This window comes from Pseudomonas sp. GL_091 (assembly GCF_057837725.1).
The window spans coordinates 673716-692453 of the sequence record NZ_CM174451.1 but is presented as its reverse complement, the minus strand read 5'-3'; the positions used below and the strand labels follow the sequence as shown (position 1 = coordinate 692453).

The following is an 18738-nucleotide window of genomic DNA, read 5'->3' as shown; positions in this document are numbered from 1 at the left end:
ATTCATGGTCCACACTTTGAACCCCAGCTTTCGGAGCGCGTTCCATGTCTGACCGCTATTTCGACTTCGCCAATTCGTCCATTGGCCATCGCCTGGTCGGCGCCCTGGGGTTGCCGGTGCCGAGCAGACTGGAGCGCTGGCAAGCGGGCCGGTTGCGACCTGTAGAAGGTGCGCTGCTGATCGGCGGCGGGCCGTTGGCGGAACACGTCAGTGCCTTCGCCAACCGCCTGACCGACGCGATCTACAGCTACGGCACCGAGCCTCGCTGGCCACGGCCTGGATTCCCGGCCACGGACCGAAACTCAAGGCCGTGGTGTTCGACGCCAGTGACCTGCTGCACACCGATCAGCTCAAGCAACTGCGCGAGTTCTTCCAACCACTGATGAAAAACCTCGAACACTGTGCGCACCTGGTGATTCTCGGGCGTGATCCGCAAACCCTGCGCGACCCGTTCGCCGCCAGTGCGCAGCGTGCCCTGGAAGGTTTCAGCCGTTCGCTGGCCAAGGAGTTGCGCAGCGGTGGCACCCTGCAATTGATCCATGTCGGCGAAGGTGCCGAGGAACAACTGGAAGGCCCGCTGCGGTTTTTCCTCTCACCGAAAAGCGCCTTCGTGTCCGGGCAGGTCATTCGTTTGAATCCGTGTTCGACACCAGTCACCGACTGGACACGCCCGCTCGCCGGGCGCAAGGCACTGGTCACCGGTGCAGCACGCGGTATCGGTGCCGCCATCGCAGAAACCCTGGCCCGCGATGGTGCCGACGTCATCCTGCTCGACGTGCCGCCGGCCAAAACCGATCTCGAAGCCCTCGCCGCGCGCCTCGGCGGGCGCAGCATCACCCTCGACATCTGCGCCGAAGACGCCGCCACGCAGTTGATCGAACAGCTGCCCGACGGCCTCGACATCGTGGTGCACAACGCCGGCATCACCCGGGATAAAACCCTGGCCAACATGACCCCGGAATTCTGGGACGCGGTGCTGGCAGTCAACCTCAATGCGCCGCAAGTGCTGACCAAAGCCCTGCTAGACAGCGGCACCCTGCACGACAACGGCCGGGTGGTTCTGCTGGCGTCCATCAGCGGCATCGCCGGCAATCGCGGGCAAACCAATTACGCCGCGAGCAAGGCCGGGCTCATTGGCCTGGCACAAGCCTGGGCGCCGCTGCTCCACGAGCGCGGCATCAGCATCAACGCCGTGGCGCCGGGCTTCATCGAAACGCAGATGACCGCGCACATTCCCTTCGGCCTGCGCGAAGCCGGACGCCGCATGAGCACCCTCGGCCAAGGCGGCCTGCCGCAGGACGTCGCCGAAGCCGTGGCCTGGCTCGCGCAACCGGGCACCGGCGCGTTCACCGGGCAAGCATTGCGCGTATGTGGGCAAAGCGTTCTGGGGGCTTAAGGATGATCACCGACTGGCACACACTCAACCGCGAACCCAGCCTGCCGGGGTTGTACGCACGAGCGGCAACACGACGCAAAATCACTGGCAGCCGCCTGCCCGATTCGGGCCTTCGTTGCTGGGTCGAAGTCGATCCCAAGCGCCTGGTGGCCTATCGCAAGGTCTGTGGTTTCGCCGACAACGGCCTACTGCCACCGACCTACCCGCACATCCTCGGGTTCGCCTTGCAGATGCAATTACTCACGGCCAGAGACTTCCCGTTCCCGCTGCTGGGCCTGATTCACCTGAGCAACCGCATTCGTGTGCTGCGCCCCATGGGCGGGGTGAGTCGGGTACGCGTCAGCGTGCAAGTGCAGAACCTGCAACCCCACGCCAAAGGCGCGACGTTCGATCTGCTGACCACCCTCGACGATCAGCTGGGGCCGTTGTGGGAAGCAGAAAGCCGGATGCTCTGTCGCGGCGTCAAACTCGAAGGTGAACCGCTCGAAGAGAACCTGGTATCGAGCCTGGCCCTGAGCGAAGTCGAGTACTGGAAAGCGCCCTCGGACATCGGCCGGCAATACGCCAAGGTGTCCGGCGACTACAATCCGATTCACCTCAGCGCGGCCAGCGCCCGGCTCTTCGGTTTCCCGACCGCCATCGCCCATGGCCTGTGGAACAAGGCGCGCACGCTGGCTGCGCTGGCCGGGCATCTACCTGCAGCGAATGTCGAGATCGCGGTGCAGTTCAAGAAGCCGGTACGGTTGCCCAGTGAAGTGACGTTGCTGGCCAGTGCGCCAGGGCCGAGCGGGGATTTTCAGTTGGTGGGTGCCGGGGATCTGGAGCATATGGTCGGGCACTGGCGGCCGGTTGCCTGATCCTGATAGAGCCGATGTCTGTGGCGAGGGAGCTTGCTCCCTCGCCACAAAAGCTGCGTGGTCAGTCTTGCGGATCGAGATTATCCAACGCCCGGTTCACCGCCAGCTCACCCAGCATGATCACCTGCGCAATCCCCAGCATCGTATTGCGCTGCGAGCCTTCCAGAAACCCCGCGAAATCACTCGCCATCACACTCGCCGACGCCAGTGATTCACAAGCGTGGGCCAGCAGGGTCTCGGTGTCGATGTCCGGGGCAATGACGAACATCGTGCTGGGCTTGTGGGTGACTGGTTGCATGGGTGGATTGAGGTAGTGATCGAGGGCGCGGTCGGCGGCTTCGTGGAGTTTGTTTGAGTGGGGGGATTGATAGGGGGAAACGTCGTCGGTTTCGGGTGGATTTGGGGTGGGTTTGATCATGGTGAAGCTCCATTCTTGAATTTGGAGTTCGCCATCACTGCGACCAAGCAGAAGGGTGGCGAACCGTACGCAGGTTGGTCGACCAGGGAATGGAAACCCGGCAGGGCCTGGGCCCTCCCACGCACAGCTCGCCATTAAGCAAGCACAAAAATGCCGCTCGCGCGGCACTGTGCGCCATTCTAAACCCGGGCGACCAAACCCGATCACTGATTTTGCAGCGACAGACAAAGGCTAGAGATCGCGCTTCCGACGGACAACCTGAAAAACATGTCGGAGGTTTCCTCGGGACTTGAGGAAAACTACACAGGATTGGTCGGCTGTCAGGCCGCCTTCGCGGGCAAGTCGGATCGCCGCACCGCCGCTCCCACAGAAGAGCAAAAGCAGAGCAACCCACACCACCGCGTCGCTCTTCACCACTCATCAGGCCGAGCGTTAGCTCGCCTGCAGCTCTTGATCTTGATCCACCCGCCCCCTCGGCAGGCTGAGTGGAGGTGTTCATCCGGGGATGGGCGCGCAGCGCCGTTCGACGCAGTCGAACTCATTGCATGTAGGTCGCGCGAAGCCGACCGGAGGGCAATGCCCCCGGATGAATGCCGGAGCGAAGGAACCCCGAGCCTTGGCGAGGGGCCGGACGTTCGGGGCGAGCGTTTTTTTGCTTACTTTTTTTAGGCGCTTGTAAAAAAAGTGAGTCGCCGTCAGGGCGAAACCATAAGCCGCCGTTACCGCAGCAACGGATATGTACACCATCCAAAAAAACCCCTGTGGGAGCACAGGGGTTGAGAGGCCAGCTGATTCTAGGATGCATGCGGAGGATAGTTGGCCAATATCCGCGTGACCGTTTCCCAGATCGCATCACGACGATCCGTCGGGTTCGGCGTGCGGCTAAGTATCTGCTCGTCACTGCCGCGCCACACCAGTTTGCCGTCCTTGCCATCGAGCAGGTCGATCTGGATGGTCGCCACTTTGTAACTGACATTGCGGGTTTCGTTATACATAGGGGCGCCGTAGTAGCCATACCACGGGTTACCCCAGCCGCCGCCGTAATTGGTGGTCACCTGCTGTTGCCGCTCTTCGACAATCAGGTAGGTCTGCACATTCAAGTCACCCTTGGCGCCTGCGCCGGCCGGACGCAGACCGCGCTGATCCAGTTGATCGGCAACCGCCTGACGGATGCGCTGTTCGGTCAGGTCGCTCTTGATTCGAGGATCATCGGGACGGTATTGCAGGGCGGGTTCTTTCCAGGTCCAGCTGCGATAGGCAGCAAAGTCGCGGCTGGCGTCGAAGTCATGATTGACCTGGTTCGCGGCGCAGGCACTGAGCAGCGCGGCCACTGCCAGTAAAACAAAACGGCGGAACATGATGATTCTCCGGTTGAAGACATGATCCTGTGGAATGCTTCTTATCTACAAGAAGCTAACTAGGAGGATACGCCGACATTGCCTTTTCCACAGCCTCCCGTATGGCATCGGCCCGCTCGCTTTCGCTGCCCCGGTTGCCGGTTTCAGCACTGGAGCTCCACACCGGCTGGCCGCTCTTGGCGTCAAACATGTCCACCTGAACCACCACGACTTGCTCCTGATAGGTACGAACGATCGGTACAGTGGCGTACCCGCCATATCCAGGGCCGTAGCTGTTGTAGCCACCATAACCGCCGCCGTAATAGTCGTCCCGAACCTGACGCAAGCGGGTTTCCATCCGCAGGTCGGCACTGACAAACAGGTCCGCTGGACGATTGTCATGCAGCGGACGCAAACCCCGCTGATCCAGCGCATTGCTGACCGCTTCGGCGACCTGCGCCGAGTCGGCCCAGGCGGTGCCCGGTGGCAGATGCCCATTGAGCCACGCCCAACTGCGGTAGCGTCCATAGTCACGGGGTGCTGCCGGGTAAGCGCTACGGTCAAAGGTGTTGGCGGCCTGGGGTGGCGCCGGTGGCAAGGGGTTGGATGTGGCGACATAAGGGTTGCTGCCCTGACAAGCGGCCAGCCCCAGGCAGAACACCAGTACACCTGAATGATTTTTCATTGCGTGCTCCGATCAGACAGGCCGACAGATCCAGTGCAAGTAACGCCCAAGCCCGGCAAAGCTTGGATGACGACGGTGGGCCAGTTCCATTTCCAGCAGGTCCGCCAGCTCGGCGCGGGCCTGGAATTCCACCGGCATGTAATCGTGAAAAACCCGCACTCCACTCTGTATTTCGACCTGCCACAGACCTTCAAGTTGCGCCGCCAGCTCGCGCGGATCAAGGGGCTGTTGCGGGGTCAGGCTCTGCTTTTCGCCGGCCATGTCGTTCTTGCGCATCTTGCGGAAATGGCCCTTGAGCAAGTTGCGATAAATCAGCGCATCGCGGTTGTAGAACGCCAGGGACAGCCAGCCGTCGGCCTTGGTCAGTTGATGCAGCACCGGCAGGATGGCGTGGGGTTCGGCCAGCCACTCCAGCACCGCATGGCACAGCACCAGGTCGTAGGGTTCGGTGAGCTGCCCGAGCAGCTCCTGCCAGGGTGCCTGAATGAACGTGGCGCTCTGTCCGGCTTCGGCAAAACGCTGGCGGGCGCCTTCGAGCATCGGCGCGGCAGGCTCGGCGAGGGTCACCTGATGGCCGCGCTGGGCCAGCCACAACGACATGTGACCAAGGCCGGCGCCAATGTCCAGCACGCGCAGAGGCCGGTCGGGCAGGATTTCGGTCAGGTCGGCCTGCAACACCGCCAGACGGATCGCACCTTTGGCACCGCCGTAGATTTTTTCGGCGAAACGGGTCGCCAGTTGATCGAAATGACGGTCGCTCATCAGCTGAACCTCCGTTCGCTGTCCGCCAGTTTGCTGCGCACCACGGCTTCCATGTCCAGGCCCAGCTCGCTGCACAACAGCAACAGATAAAGCACGATGTCACCGACTTCCTGCCCGGCATGGGCGAGTTTGTCCGCCGGCAACTGGCGTGACTGGTCTTCGGTCAGCCACTGGAAAATTTCCACCAGCTCGGACATTTCCACGCTCGCGGCCATGGCCAGGTTTTTCGGGCTGTGAAATTGCCGCCAGTCATTGCGGTCACGAATGGCGTGCAGGCGTTCGGTCAGTTCAACAAGGTTCATCGGGCTCTCCTGAAGGCGTATAGCTTCGGGGGGATCACAGGTGAAGGCAAGGGGCAGAAGATGCATGCTCATCTGTGCAACCCTCTATGCTAGTGGGAACTCGGCAGCATGATCGACAGCCCAAGACTCAATTATCTTTAATCAGGACGTTCACTCCATGCAGGTAGAAGGTTTTTCCGAATGGCTCGGCCAGGTACTCGGCTCGATCATCCGCTTCATCGTTGATGGCCTCAGCGGGCTGTTCAATCTATTGAGCAACGCCAGCAGCAATTTTGTCGAAGGCCTGTCCCAGGCGCTGGGCATGGATACCTCGGTCGTCAGCATCGTGACCTTGATCCTCGGGCTGATACTGCTGTGGTCGGCGATCCGCGCCTTTCTCAATGCGTCGTTCATCATGGGGATCATCTGGTTAATGCTGGGTCTGTGGTTGCTCAGCTGGATTATCCACTGACACCACACAAATCACTGTGGGAGCGAGCCTGCTCCGGGCGGCGTTCCGACGATGATGCCGGCACATACGACATATGAGTGTCTGCCACACCGCTATCGCGAGCAGGCTCGCTCCCACAATTGATCGCGGCTTGCCCTTGATGTGCCGCTACAATGCCCGCTCCCCCAAGGAGCCTGCATGTCCAACCTGACCGCCGACTGGCGCGACCGCCCTACCCATCGCCGGGTCTGGGCACTCGCTGCGCCGATGATTCTTTCGAACATTTCCGTACCGCTGGTGGCATTGGTCGACAGCACCGTCATCGGTCACCTGCCCCACGCCCATCAACTCGGCGCCGTCGCGGTCGGGGCCAGCCTGTACACCTTCCTCGCCTGGGCCATGGGCTTTCTACGCATGGGCTCCACCGGGTTCGCCGCCCAGGCGGCCGGACGCGGCGATGGCGCGGCCTTGCGGCAGATTCTGTTGCAAGGCCTGCTGCTCGCCATCGGCCTGGCCGTGGTCCTGGGTGCGGTGGGTGTACCGTTGAGCGGGGTCGCGTTGCACTTCATGCAACCGTCGGCGGAGCTAGATCAACTGACCCGCGAGTTCTTCCATACCCGCCTGTTCGGCCTGCCGGCGGCGCTCGCCAGTTATGCACTGGTCGGCTGGTTTCTCGGCACCCAGAATGCCCGGGCGCCCCTGGCGATTCTGCTGAGCACCAACCTGGTCAACATTGCCCTGAACCTGTGGTTCGTCCTCGGCCTGGAATGGGGCGTGGTCGGTGCGGCCCGGGCCTCGGTGATCGCCGAATGGACCGGTGCACTGATCGGCTTGCTGATGACGCGCAAAGCCCTGCGCGCCTACCCCGGGCACATCGTCTGGGCGGCATTGGCGCTGTGGCAGAGTTGGCGGCCATTGCTGGCGGTCAACCGCGACATCTTCATCCGCAGCCTGGCGCTGCAATCGGTGTTTTTCCTGATCACGGTGCAAGGCACACGGCTGGGCGACGCCACGGTCGCGGCCAATGCCCTGCTGCTCAACGGATTGCTGCTGACCGCCCACGCCCTCGATGGCCTGGCCCACGCTGTCGAAGCCCTGTGCGGACATGCGCTTGGCGCCCGTGACCGCGATGCCCTGCGCCGTTCATTGGTGGTGGCTGTTGGCTGGTCGCTGCTGGCAAGCCTGGGCTTTGCCGCGTTGTTTCTGTTCGCCGGGCATCTATTCATCGAGATGCAGACCGACATTCAGAGTGTGCGCGACACCGCATTCATCTACCTGCCCTATCTCGCCGTACTGCCGCTGATTGCCGTCTGGAGTTACCTGCTCGACGGCCTGTTCATCGGCGCCACCCGCGCCCGGGAAATGCGCAACGGCATGTTGCTGACAGTGGCGCTGGTGCTGCCTTTCGGCTGGGCGCTGCAAGGCGGGGGCAACCACGGCCTGTGGACAACCTTTCTGTTGTTCATGCTGCTGCGCAGTCTGACCCTCGGCGTGATCGCCTGGCGCCTGCGCCGTAACGATGGCTGGTTCGCCAGCAGCACTCACTGAACGGGCGAGGCCCCGACAAACGCCGAGACCTCTTCATCAATTTCGACCTCTTGGCCAGGGTCGGTCGTTCTGCCACAAGTGACGCAGGTTATTGAGGCGTTCCTGTTGAGTCCCGCCCGGCAACGGCTGCACGGGCACGGCGTCGGGATACTGCAAGCGTAGCCATATCCAGCCATCAAGCACCGGGCGCTCGCTGAAACCCAGTGCCACCCCCTCCTGCACATGGGCCCACAGGCGGGGGAAATCGGCACCGGTGGATCGGTTCCAGCGCCAGGCATGCTGTTCGAGCAGGCAGGTTTGCAGTTTCCCCTGTTGCCCGGCGCTGAGGCTTTCCTCGACTGCCAACGGGCTGACTGCCAGCCCGGGGTTGGACAAGCGCTGCCAGCCCTCACATCCCATCGCACGATCGGCCCAACTGCCGCCGAACCAGCGTAACTGGTGGATGGGTCCTAGCCAGCGACTCAGTTCAACGGCATCGCAGGCATCGAAAAAATAACTGGCCGTGGTTGGATTGTAGTAACTCAAAAGGGCCCGGTGCAGGCCAAGTGTAACCGTGAGCATGCGCCGCAAATGCGCCAGCAACGACGCAGCCCCGGCCTCGCTGGCCATCAGTAATCCGGGCCAGCGTTGTCCGTCGACGATGCATAGATCGGCCAGTGCCGGGCAGGTGCGCAGATCGACCAGGAGTGGTCCCTGCTCATGCAGCACATGCCACTCCGTACCCTCGAACAACCCGGACCACCGGGCTTGCGCAAACATCTGCCGAAGTGTGACACCCGCCTGCGGCGCGGTCGGCACATCCAGCAACAGCCACTGCGGGGGAGCCTCGGGCGTGCGTGTGGTGCTCATGCTCCAGAGCTCTGGCCAAGCTTCGTCACCAGACGACAGGTGCACAACGCCTGTGCGCAATGGTTGAAGCTGCCACCGCCGGGCAGCAGGCACAACACCAGTAATGGCTCTCCCGAGCGCAACCATTGCTCCAGACCCTCATCATGGGCGCAGATGGGCTGAGGGGTGTCAGCGTCCGTCACCTCGATCGTTGCCGGTGCATGCAGCACCCCGGTTATCTGCGGTTGATCGGGGTCGCCCTCGATAAAACTCACAACCAGTTCGGTTCCTTCGCGCAGTGGCGAAAACGTCGCGGCCTGCAACTGCCTGGCCAGGGGCAGCCAGCAATGACTGGGCGTCGCCCCTTCGCCCTGGTAAAGCCAGTCGAATTGCACCGGTACCGGCCTTGCGGGGTCGGGGCTTGGTTCATCGACCTCGACGACCCACGCCCGTTGCAGGCTATGCATCTGTGGTTTGACCGTCGCACAGGGGCGCTCGAAGGGTGCCGGCCAGTGCAGGGCACGGACCTGATTGTGGTAAGGCGTCGGCGTATCCTGGCTGCCCCAATGCTCGACGCGGGTCAGCAGCCAGAGCCGATTGCAATCGGCAACCGAATGACCGGACAGCGGCATCAGCCGACCGCTGCGCAAGGTCGCCAGGTCCGTGCGGCATTCGGCACACTGCCCCGCTGTCCCACCACATCGCTGACGTTCGAACTGCCGCACCGCCGGCCGATCGCCCTCGCTGCGAAATACCGCAGGTTCGCCGGTTGGAAAATGCTGCTGGTCATCCCCAAACACCACACAGTGCCCGCAGGCCTGGTGTTCGAAGTGGTAGTGAAGCCGTTCCTGGGCGCACAGTCGCTGGAGAAATTGCAGGTCTGACTCGCGATATTGCGTGCAAAAATCCCGGGGAGGGTATTCGCCGCCCAGCTCCAGGCGTCGATCCTTGCCGGTAATACCGTGCTCCTTGAGCACCTGGTCAAGGATTTGCGGCACGGAACGGGCACTGAAGACTCGTTGGCTGAAGCGCTGGGCCAGACAAGCCAATTTTGGCCCCAGGCGCACCTGGCAGAGTCGGGGTCCCGAGGCATGATCACGCTGGACGAGTTCATGCAATTGTCCATGCACGTGGCATCCGGCTGGCCCGAAATGCAGGGAGGCCGGGCGGTACAGCAAACTGGCAAGGTCAAGCACCGGGTCATCGATCAGCAGTTCCAGGTCGAACACGAACGGCTCGCTGATGGCTTCACTGCCGGTAAAGGCCAAGACCTCAAAGGGGTCGGGAAGACCAGCTACATCCAGACGAAATGGAGGCTCGTTGACTGGATCGAACATCGGCGATTCTCTACAGGAGGGGCGGCCGGGGATTCTCGCTGAGAGACATGGCCGAGTAGAGTGCCGAAGTACAACTTAGGAAATGACCTACGCGAAAAGAAGACCACATCGCTTGGATAGCCCGGTCTGTGGGTCATTTCGCTTGAAAAAGAAGAAGCGCCGCACCAGGTCATCTGAGTTTTCCGCAACGTACGGAGAATTTTCAGACAACCTGATGTGTGCGGCGCCTTACCTCAAGAAGACAGGTAAGACGAACGGGTCAGCCCCAGACGCAAGGCATCGAGGAACTGCGTGCGCTCGGTTGCGCTGATGCGGGCACTGGCGCACTTGTCGCGGTAATGAGTCATCAGTTCCTCCGGCGACAAGTGCACGTAACGCAGCATGTCTTCGATGGTGTCGTGGGTTTCGATACCGGCGTGGTACACGCTGCCGTCGGCGTTCTGGTAGATGTTCACCGAGTCGGTGTCACCGAACAGGTTGTGCATGTCGCCGAGAATTTCCTGGTAGGCACCGACCAGGAACACACCCAGCAAGTAGTCTTCACCTTCGTTCAGCGCGTGCACCGGCAAACTGGTTTCAATGCTCTGCTCGTCGACGTACTGGTTGATCTTGCCGTCGGAGTCACAGGTCAGGTCTTGCAGTACCGCACGACGCAGCGGCTCTTCGTCGAGACGGTGCAGCGGGATGATCGGCAGGACCTGGTCGATGGCCCAGGTGTCCGGCAGGCTCTGGAACACCGAGAAGTTGCAGATGTACTTGTCGGCCAGTTTGTCGTTGAGTTCGTCCAGCACCTGACGGTGGGAACGCTGGCGGGCCTTCAACGAGTTGTGCAGACGACGGCAAACGGCGAAGTAGCACTGCTCGGCCAGGGCTTTCTCGGCCAGGGTCAACTTGCCGTCGGCGTACTGGGAGGCAATATCACTCATGTAGTGCGTGGCGCGCCAGTAGGTTTCGGTGACCATCTCGATGTCGGTCGGGCCCAGCAGGTCTACCAGCCACTGCACGGTCTCCGGCAGCGCTTCCTTGTTCTCGATCTGCGGCACGTCGTCGTTGTGTTTCTCGACGTCGGTCACCTGGATCACCAGCATGGCGTGGTGCGCGGTCAGGGAACGGCCGCTTTCGGAGAAGATGTTCGGGTGCGGCAGGCTCTGCGCATCGCAGAATTCCTTGAGCATCCCGACCACGACACCGGCGTAGTCGTCCATGTCGTAGTTGATCGAACTGGCGTTACGCGAGTGCGTACCGTCGTAGTCCACGCCCAGGCCACCGCCGACGTCGATGTGATCCACCGGCAGGCCAAGGTTGCGCAGTTCGCCGTAGTAACGGATCGCTTCCTTGAAGCCGTGCTGGTAGTCAGCGAGGTTGGCGATCTGCGAACCCATGTGGAAGTGCAGCAGGCGGATGCCCTGGTCCAGGCCGGCCGCGCGGAAACGCTCGACCACCGACAGCAGTTGTGCCGCCGACAGGCCGAACTTGGATTTCTCGCCGCCGGTGTCCGCCCACTTGCTCGACGCCAGGGACGACAGGCGCACGCGCAGGCCTACCTGAGGCTTGACCTTGAGCGAGTTGGCTTCTTCGATCACCAGACCGACTTCGGATTCTTTCTCGATCACGATGAACACGTTGTGGCCGAGTTTCTGGCCCATCAACGCCAGGCGAATGAACTCGCGGTCCTTGTAGCCGTTGCAGACGATGGTGCCGCCCTTCGGCGCCAGCGCCAGCACCGCCAGCAACTCAGGCTTGGAGCCGGCTTCCAGGCCGATGGAAACGTTCTGGGTGGCGATGATGTTCTCGATCACCGCTTCTTGCTGGTTGACCTTGATCGGGTACAGCGCGGTGTACTTGCTCTGGTATTCCAGACGCTCGATGTTCGAATCGAACGCGCCGGTCAGCTGACGCACGCGGTCCTGCAGGATGTCCGGGAAACGGACCAGCAACGGCAAGGACAGGCCGCTTTTGCGCAGCTGGTCGACTTGCTCGTACAGGTCGATAGGCGAGCTGCTCGGACCGTTCGGACGAACTTCGACGCGACCGGCGTCATTGATCGCGAAATACCCGGCCCCCCAATGGCGAATCCCGTAAACACTGCGGCTGTCCGCAACTGTCCATTGGCTGCCATCGTCTTTGCGTGTGCGTCGTACGGACATCGAAGTCCCCTATAAAGAAGTCATAGTGCGTCGCCTGGGTTCAGGCCGGCGCAGTCTAAAGAATGAAAATGACGGTTCGTCAACGAGGCTGTAGACCCCGCCGACCGCAACGAGTTTAGAAACCGGTCATGAACAGGCTCTGTGAAAACCATGGTGACGACGCCAGACCTGAATGCCATCAGGACCGGATCAAGCCGCGGGTGGTTTTCACAGAGGCTGCTAGCCGCCGGACTTCTTCGCTTTGAAACCGAGCTTGATCAGTTCTGCCAAGAGTAGCTCGACATGATCGCCCTGGATTTCGATGACACCGTCTTTCAACGCACCACCGGTACCGCAACGTTTCTTCAACGTTGTGCCTAGTTCCTTGAGCGCGTCTTCAGCCAACGGCACGCCGGTGATGGTGGTCACCGTCTTGCCGCCACGGCCCTTGCTTTCGCGACGCACGCGCGCGATGCCGTCGCCGGCCGGGATAACGGTCTGTTTGCAGATGCAGGCGTCCACCGGTTTACTGCATTCCGGGCAATGACGACCTGCGTCGGTGGAAAATACCAGGCCGCCCAGGGCGGCGAAGGATGCGGCTTTTTTGGCCACCGGCAATCCTCTTGGGAGGACAAAGACTGGTCGCAGCACTTGGGAAGGCTATCGACCGCGAAGCCCCACTCAGGCAGGGGCAGCGCTACTGAAACGGTACAACCCTTGTAGGAGCGAGCTTGCTCGCGAAAAACCCACGGACAACACGTGCTGTCTGATACCGCGCGTTATCGTTGACGTCCATCGCGAGCAAGCTCGCTCCTACAGAAAAAGCAATACCGGTTCAGTTTGAAAAGGTCGCGCAGTGTAACGGCAAAAACGCCGATTGCTAAGAGCCAATCGGCGCCAATTTATAGCTGTTTTGCGACGTCGATCCGGCGTGAGCGCAAATAGCGCTTCAACGCGGCCAGAGAGTCCGGGCAATAAGGCTTTTGCTCGATTTCCAGCATGACCTGATCGATAGGGATAAAGCGCGCTTCGAGCACCTCTTCCGGTTGCAGGATCAACGGGCCGTCCCACACCGCCGAGAACGCCGAACACCACAGGCGATTGCCGGTGTCCTCGAAGAAAAAGTGGTCATGGGCGGTCAGCTCCACGCCACTCACTCCCAGTTCTTCCTCCAGCTCCCTTGCCGCCGACTCGGCGTAGGTTTCACTGGCGAGCACCATGCCCCCCGCCGCCACGTCCCAGAAACCGGGATAGATCGCCTTGCTCAGGGTGCGCCGGTGGACGCACAACTCGCCAGCGGAGTTGAACAACATGATGTAGGTGCCGCGCCCGATCAGCCCGCGCTCGCGCAAATCGGAACGGACCAGGGCGCCGAGCAGGTTGTCCTGCTCGTCGACCCAGACGATCTGTTCGGCATCGGAGGCCGCACGGTGCGCGGCCTCCCTTGCATTATCGACCATGACTCAGCCCTGATTGAGCAATTGACGCAAATCGATCACCGCGGCGTTGGCCCGGGAAATGTAGTTGGCCATGACCAACGAGTGGTTCGCCAGTACGCCGAAGCCACTGCCATTGAGGATCATCGGGCTCCACACCGGCTCCTGCGACGCTTCCAGTTCACGAATGATCTGGCGCACGCTGACCGTGGCGTTCTTCTTGGCCAGCACATCGGCGAAATCGACTTCGATGGCGCGCAGCAAATGCGACAAGGCCCAGGCCTGGCCGCGAGCTTCGTAGAACACGTTGTCGATCTGCAGCCATGGAGTTTCGACGATTTCTTCATCGACTTGCGGCGCCACACCCGGCGTCACCACCTCGGTCTTCAGCGCAGTGTTGAGCTTGACCCGGCCGACACTGGCCGACAGCCGTTGCGACAGCGAGCCGAGACGGGTGCCGACGTCACCCAGCCAGTTGTTCAGGTTGTCGGCGCGGGCATAGAACAACGCGCTCTTCTGGTTCGGATCGGACAGGCGCGCCTGATAGCGGCTCAGGGAATTGATGCCTTCCTGGTACTCGGACTCACTGGACGGCAGCACCCAGCTCTTGTTGTCGAAGTTGAAACGCGGCTCGGCCTTGGCCAGGTCGGCGTCTTCGGCGGACTGCGACTGCGAACGGGCGAAGTCTTTACGCAGTGCCCGGCTCAGGTCGCGAACCTGCACCAGCACGCCATATTCCCAGCTCGGCATGTTGTCCATCCACAGGCCTGGCGGGAATCGGTCGTTGGAAATATAGCCGCCCGGCTTGGTCAGCAAGGTGCCGGCAACGGTCTTGAGGGTTTCCACCGTGGTGTAGCCGACGACCATCTGCTTGCCTTCTTTCTCGGCCGCCAATTGCGCGGTTTGTTGGACCGGGAACAGCGCCGGCTCCTGGCTCCAGTACCAGCCCAGGACACTCGCCACCAACAGGTAGATGCCCAGCAGAGTGGCCAGCGCCCGGCTGAACAACAGACCGCCCAGATAACTGCGGGTCTCCGACTTCGGTTCAGCGGCACGTTCAGGCGCACTGCCTGTGCGGTTCTTCCAGTCCAGCATGGCGATATCCTTTCAAGCTCTTGAGTTCAACGGTTCGACCACAACCATACAACAACGTGCCTTGGCCCGGCACCCGCCATTGCACCGATGCGGAAAATTACCGGGCTTGCGGATAAAAAGCGTTCCTGCCCACCCGACAACGCTGCGGTCCTCAACCCCACCCACTAATGGTTTGGATTGCCACACTAAGGGGATCCCCGACACTCTGAAATCCAAAAAACCGGGCCGATCGGCACTGGCAAAAAATCATGAATGGCCTAAATTCAGTCACTCGCCCATTCCCACCCCACGCCCGCCAAGTGCCCTGATTCAAGCACTTCGCCCCTGCACACCGCGACTTCAACGGCTAGAACCGGACCGCTCAGTCACAAACTGAATGAAGTCACATTGCAGATTATTGACGTACAGCACTCATGCAATGGAAAAGTGGTGCTAGCATAGAGCCACCACTCGACCTCAGTGTGCACCCTAACTAGTAGTCAGGATATGACCGAGCCAGAAGACCCCAGCCGCGAGCGCCTCAAGCACCACTTTGCCCAGCGGGTAATTCATCAGGCTCGTCAGATTCTTGAGATATGGCAGCGCCTGCAACGCAGTGAGTGGTCCACCGCCGACCTTTCGGAACTGAGCGAGGCCAATCTGCGCCTGCTGCGTTTCGCCGAGCGTTTCGAACAACCGGAACACATGCAACTGGCACGCCACATCGGCCAGTCCCTGGAGGCGGTCGACGCCAATCGCGGACGCCTGAGCAGTGGCCTGATCACCGACCTCAACCGTTTGATGCAGCGCCTGTCACGCACCGGCCTGCGCCATGGCGACCAACTCGATCAAACCTTCCTGCCACCGCTGCGCAAGCCCATCTACGTGATGCTGCAGGATCACGACCGCGCCGAGCGCCTGGCCAAACAACTGGAATTCTTCGGCCTCAGCGCCCAGTCCCTGGACAGCGTAGATGCGTTTCGCTCATCGATGGTTGAGCGCTTGCCGGCGGCGATTGTCATGGACGTGGATTTCAGTGGCACCGGCATCGGCCTGAAACTGGCCGCCGAAGCCCAGGAAGGCCTCGATCATCAGCTGCCGCTGCTGTTCTTCAGCCTGCACGAAACCGACACCCCGACCCGCCTGGCCGCCGTGCGTGCCGGTGGCCAGGAGTTCCTCACCGGCACCCTCGAAGCGTCGAGCCTGCTGGAGAAGATCGAAGTCCTGACCTGCGTCGCCCAGTACGAACCTTATAAAGTGCTGATCATCGACGATTCCCGCGCCCAGGCCTTGCACACCGAGCGCCTGCTCAACAGCGCCGGGATCGTCACCCGCACGCTGATCGAGCCGATCCAGGCCATGGCCGAACTGGCGGACTTCCAGCCGGACCTGATCATCCTCGACATGTACATGCCGGCCTGCACCGGTACGGAACTGGCCAAGGTGATTCGCCATAACGACCGCTACGTCAGCGTGCCGATCATTTACCTGTCGGCCGAAGACGACCTGGACAAGCAGCTCGACGCCATGAGCGAAGGCGGCGATGACTTCCTGACCAAACCGATCAAGCCCCGGCACCTGATCACCACCGTGCGCAACCGCGCGGCGCGAGCCCGCCACCTCAAGGCACGGATGGTCCGCGACAGCCTCACCGGCCTGTACAACCACACGCATATCCTGCAATTGCTCGAAGACTGCTCGTTCCGCGCCCGCCGCGAAACCAGGCCGCTGAGCTTTGCCATGCTCGACATCGACCACTTCAAACGGGTCAATGACAGCCACGGCCACCCCATGGGCGACCGGGTGATCAAGAGCCTGGCGCTGTTTCTCAAGCAACGCCTGCGCAAAACCGACTTCATCGGTCGATACGGCGGCGAAGAATTCGCCATCGTCATGCCCGACACCGACCTCGAAGCGGCCTGGAACGTACTGGATGAAATTCGTCAGCGCTTTGCCGAAATCCACTACCCCGCCCAGCCGCAGGATCTGTGGTGCACCTTCAGCGCCGGGGTGGTCGAACTGTGCGAAGACTCTGACAGTCTGTTGATGGCCAATCAGGCAGACGAGGCGCTGTATCGTGCCAAAGGCGCCGGACGCAACCGCGTCCAGGCGGCACTGACGTCAAAGCAAAGTGCCACTTTTTCATCTCAATCGACCCATTCGGTCATAACCCTGTAACAGAAACGCAATAACTTCAGGCGCTTACCATTTCTGCCGTTGGTAGTCCGTAATGCGCCTGAAGCTGCTGACCAATCTCAATACCCTCCTTCTGGTGGCCGTGTGTGTGGCCCTCGGCGCTACGCTGTGGTGGTCGCAGAAAGCCCTTGAGCGTCCGTATCTATTAATGGAGCGCTACCTGGGCCTGTCGCAGCAGTTTCAGAATGACGTCGCCCGCAACGTCGAGGATTACCTGGGCAGTGGTGATGCGCTACGCCTGAGCAGTGCCGCCCAAGGCATCGACAGCCTGAAAAAAGAACTCGACGAATTGCCACCAGCCCTGGCCGGGACGTTGCGCCCCAGCCTGTCGTCCCTTGAAGAATTCAGCAAAACCGACCTGCTGGCCGCCGGCAAACTGGCAGGCGATCCGCAAGCCCTGCTGCTGCAGGCTGAGCGCGAACTCGGTGCCAGTCTCGATCAGCTCAGCCAGTACGCCAGTGGCAATGCGGCCTACCTGACCCCGCTGCTCACCGCATCGCAGCACCTGGGCAGGTTGTCCCTGGCCAGGGACAAACTGGTCAGCAGCGGCCGCAGTGAACTGGCCGCCGATGTCGAACGTGAAGTGGCCAACATCCGTGCCCAGGCCGAAAAACTGGACGCCCAGCCATTGCTCGGCGTGACCACCAGCAGCGAATCGAACACCGATGATTTCGCCTCGATGATGGGCCTTGAGAGCAAGGAAAAAACCGTCGCCGAAGATGCCGGCGTCGGCCTCAAGCGCGAGCTCAACAGCCTGCTCACCCGCTACCCGGCCGAGCTCTCGCGCACTCGCGATCAAATCCGGAAACGCGCCGACCTCAGCACCGCGACCCACGTGAAAATCGCCGACGTGCAGCAGGCCATTGCCGGGCTGGAACCGGTGGTGCGCGCCCAGCACGGGCAGATCCAGGGTGAAGTGCGGCTGATGCAAGGCGTGATGATCGGTTTGATTCTGTTGATCGCACTGCTGATCGACACCTTGCAGCGCAAACTGGCCCGGACCCTGACCAACCTCGCCCCGGCCCTGTCGACCTGGGCCGAAGGCGACTTCAGCCGCGACATTCAACTGGGCAACACCAATCGCGAATTGCATGACATTGAAGCCTCGCTCAACCGCTTGCGCGCTTATCTGGTGGACCTGGTGGGGACCATTCGCCGCAACGCCGAACAGGTGGCCGGCAGCAGCCGGACCCTGGCCGACCTGAGCAACGACTTGCATGACGGCGCTGAGCACCAGGCCGGCGACACGGCACTGATCCGCGACTCCCTCAGCGAACTGGAAGCGACCATTCAACAAGTCGCCGGCGATGCCAGCCAAGCCGCCGACGCCAGCCGCCACGCCGGTCTGGCCGTAGAACACGGGCAGAAAGTCATCGGCCTGAGTCTCACCGGCCTGCACGCTCTGGTGGATGAAGTACAAGGCAATGCACAGATGATCGAACACCTGGCCGAAGAGTCGGCCACCATCGGCGGCGTGTTGACGGTGATCCGCTCGATTGCCGACCAGACCAACCTGCTGGCCTTGAACGCCGCCATCGAGGCGGCCCGGGCCGGGGAAATGGGCCGAGGCTTTGCGGTGGTGGCCGAAGAGGTGCGCTCACTGGCGCAACGTACCGCCGGGGCCACGGCAGAAATCCAGACGCTGATCGCAGGGCTGCAAACCGCCGCGCGACAATCGGTGGAAGGTATGCGCGCCCAGGTCGAACACGCCGAAGCCACGGCCAGCCAGGCCCAGGCCGCTGATGGCGCGCTGGATAAAATCGTCGGGGCGATCCAGACCATTTCCGACACGGCGGTACGCATCGCCGATATCACTGCCCAGCAAAGCGGCGCTGTCAGCGAGATCCGTGACCACAGTGAGCGGATTCATCAGTTGGGTGGGGATAACCTGCTGCGTATCGGCAAAGGGCGTGAGCAAGGGGAGAACTTGCTGGTGCTGGGTGGGCGATTGCGTACGGCCGTTCAGGCTTTTCGCGTCTGACAGACCGCCATCGTCGGAACGCCGC

16 protein-coding genes and 1 pseudogene are annotated in these 18738 nt (G+C 61.7%); 6 read left to right on the top strand and 11 right to left on the bottom strand.

Annotated elements, in window-relative coordinates:
• Positions 1 to 44: 44 nt before the first annotated feature.
• Both AC3ITY_RS03090 and AC3ITY_RS03085 read left to right on the top strand, forming a co-directional pair.
• Positions 45 to 1396: pseudogene (locus tag AC3ITY_RS03090) on the top strand (3-oxoacyl-ACP reductase).
• 2 nt (positions 1397 to 1398) lie between these two features.
• Positions 1399 to 2253, top strand: a complete 855-nt coding sequence (locus tag AC3ITY_RS03085) for a MaoC family dehydratase (protein ID WP_489307568.1) — start codon at positions 1399 to 1401, stop codon at positions 2251 to 2253.
• A 61-nt stretch (positions 2254 to 2314) separates the two neighbouring features.
• Here the strand turns inward: AC3ITY_RS03085 and AC3ITY_RS03080 are convergent, their stop codons facing one another.
• The 5 genes from AC3ITY_RS03080 to AC3ITY_RS03060 all read right to left on the bottom strand — a co-directional run bounded on the left by AC3ITY_RS03080 (position 2315) and on the right by AC3ITY_RS03060 (position 5757).
• The gene (locus AC3ITY_RS03080; protein WP_489307567.1) at positions 2315 to 2671 is read right to left on the bottom strand and encodes a DUF6124 family protein; all 357 of its coding nucleotides are present in this window, start codon (positions 2669 to 2671) and stop codon (positions 2315 to 2317) included.
• A 794-nt stretch (positions 2672 to 3465) separates the two neighbouring features.
• Entirely contained in the window at positions 3466 to 4029 is a 564-nt protein-coding gene (locus tag AC3ITY_RS03075; protein ID WP_489307566.1) for a DUF4136 domain-containing protein, read from the bottom strand.
• Positions 4030 to 4084: 55 nt separating this feature from the next.
• A complete protein-coding gene (locus tag AC3ITY_RS03070) occupies positions 4085 to 4693 on the bottom strand; it encodes a DUF4136 domain-containing protein (protein WP_489307565.1) in 609 nt (202 codons plus the stop codon).
• Positions 4694 to 4705: 12 nt separating this feature from the next.
• Positions 4706 to 5455: a methyltransferase domain-containing protein gene (locus tag AC3ITY_RS03065; RefSeq protein ID WP_489307564.1), complete on the bottom strand. Its 750-nt coding sequence runs from the start codon at positions 5453 to 5455 to the stop codon at positions 4706 to 4708.
• On the bottom strand, positions 5455 to 5757 hold the full coding sequence (locus tag AC3ITY_RS03060) for a MazG-like family protein (RefSeq protein ID WP_007971343.1): 303 nt from the start codon (positions 5755 to 5757) through the stop codon (positions 5455 to 5457). The genes AC3ITY_RS03065 and AC3ITY_RS03060 overlap by 1 nt, the downstream gene beginning before the upstream one ends.
• Before the next feature lie 157 nt (positions 5758 to 5914).
• On the opposite strand from AC3ITY_RS03060, the gene AC3ITY_RS03055 reads away from it, so the two are divergent.
• Complete coding sequence (locus tag AC3ITY_RS03055; RefSeq protein ID WP_110659980.1) at positions 5915 to 6208, top strand: hypothetical protein; 294 nt, start codon at positions 5915 to 5917, stop codon at positions 6206 to 6208.
• A 177-nt stretch (positions 6209 to 6385) separates the two neighbouring features.
• Complete coding sequence (locus AC3ITY_RS03050; protein ID WP_489307563.1) at positions 6386 to 7735, top strand: MATE family efflux transporter; 1350 nt, start codon at positions 6386 to 6388, stop codon at positions 7733 to 7735.
• A gap of 36 nt (positions 7736 to 7771) precedes the next feature.
• Here AC3ITY_RS03050 and AC3ITY_RS03045 read toward each other — a convergent pair whose 3' ends face one another.
• The 6 genes from AC3ITY_RS03045 to AC3ITY_RS03020 all read right to left on the bottom strand — a co-directional run bounded on the left by AC3ITY_RS03045 (position 7772) and on the right by AC3ITY_RS03020 (position 14557).
• On the bottom strand, positions 7772 to 8584 hold the full coding sequence (locus tag AC3ITY_RS03045; protein ID WP_489307562.1) for a DUF4123 domain-containing protein: 813 nt from the start codon (positions 8582 to 8584) through the stop codon (positions 7772 to 7774).
• Complete coding sequence (locus AC3ITY_RS03040) at positions 8581 to 9900, bottom strand: type VI secretion system Vgr family protein (RefSeq protein WP_489307560.1); 1320 nt, start codon at positions 9898 to 9900, stop codon at positions 8581 to 8583. Before AC3ITY_RS03040 ends, AC3ITY_RS03045 begins: the two co-directional genes overlap by 4 nt.
• Positions 9901 to 10133: 233 nt before the next feature.
• Positions 10134 to 12047 carry an arginine decarboxylase gene (gene speA, locus AC3ITY_RS03035; RefSeq protein ID WP_223461702.1) on the bottom strand — a complete coding sequence of 638 codons (1914 nt, stop codon included), beginning with the start codon at positions 12045 to 12047 and terminating at the stop codon, positions 10134 to 10136.
• Positions 12048 to 12266: 219 nt separating this feature from the next.
• Positions 12267 to 12638: a translation initiation factor Sui1 gene (locus AC3ITY_RS03030; RefSeq protein WP_008016777.1), complete on the bottom strand. Its 372-nt coding sequence runs from the start codon at positions 12636 to 12638 to the stop codon at positions 12267 to 12269.
• 290 nt (positions 12639 to 12928) lie between these two features.
• Positions 12929 to 13486, bottom strand: coding sequence for an NUDIX hydrolase (locus tag AC3ITY_RS03025; RefSeq protein ID WP_489307558.1), 558 nt, complete (start codon positions 13484 to 13486; stop codon positions 12929 to 12931).
• A 3-nt stretch (positions 13487 to 13489) separates the two neighbouring features.
• The gene (locus tag AC3ITY_RS03020) at positions 13490 to 14557 is read right to left on the bottom strand and encodes a DUF2333 family protein (protein WP_007991285.1); all 1068 of its coding nucleotides are present in this window, start codon (positions 14555 to 14557) and stop codon (positions 13490 to 13492) included.
• A gap of 486 nt (positions 14558 to 15043) precedes the next feature.
• Between AC3ITY_RS03020 and gcbA the strand changes: the two genes are divergently transcribed.
• Together gcbA and AC3ITY_RS03010 are read left to right on the top strand one after the other, a co-directional pair.
• Positions 15044 to 16714 (top strand): diguanylate cyclase GcbA, encoded by a 1671-nt coding sequence (gene gcbA, locus AC3ITY_RS03015; RefSeq protein WP_489307557.1) that lies wholly within the window; start codon positions 15044 to 15046, stop codon positions 16712 to 16714.
• A gap of 52 nt (positions 16715 to 16766) precedes the next feature.
• Positions 16767 to 18713 (top strand): methyl-accepting chemotaxis protein, encoded by a 1947-nt coding sequence (locus AC3ITY_RS03010; RefSeq protein WP_489307556.1) that lies wholly within the window; start codon positions 16767 to 16769, stop codon positions 18711 to 18713.
• The last annotated feature ends 25 nt before the right edge of the window (positions 18714 to 18738 follow it).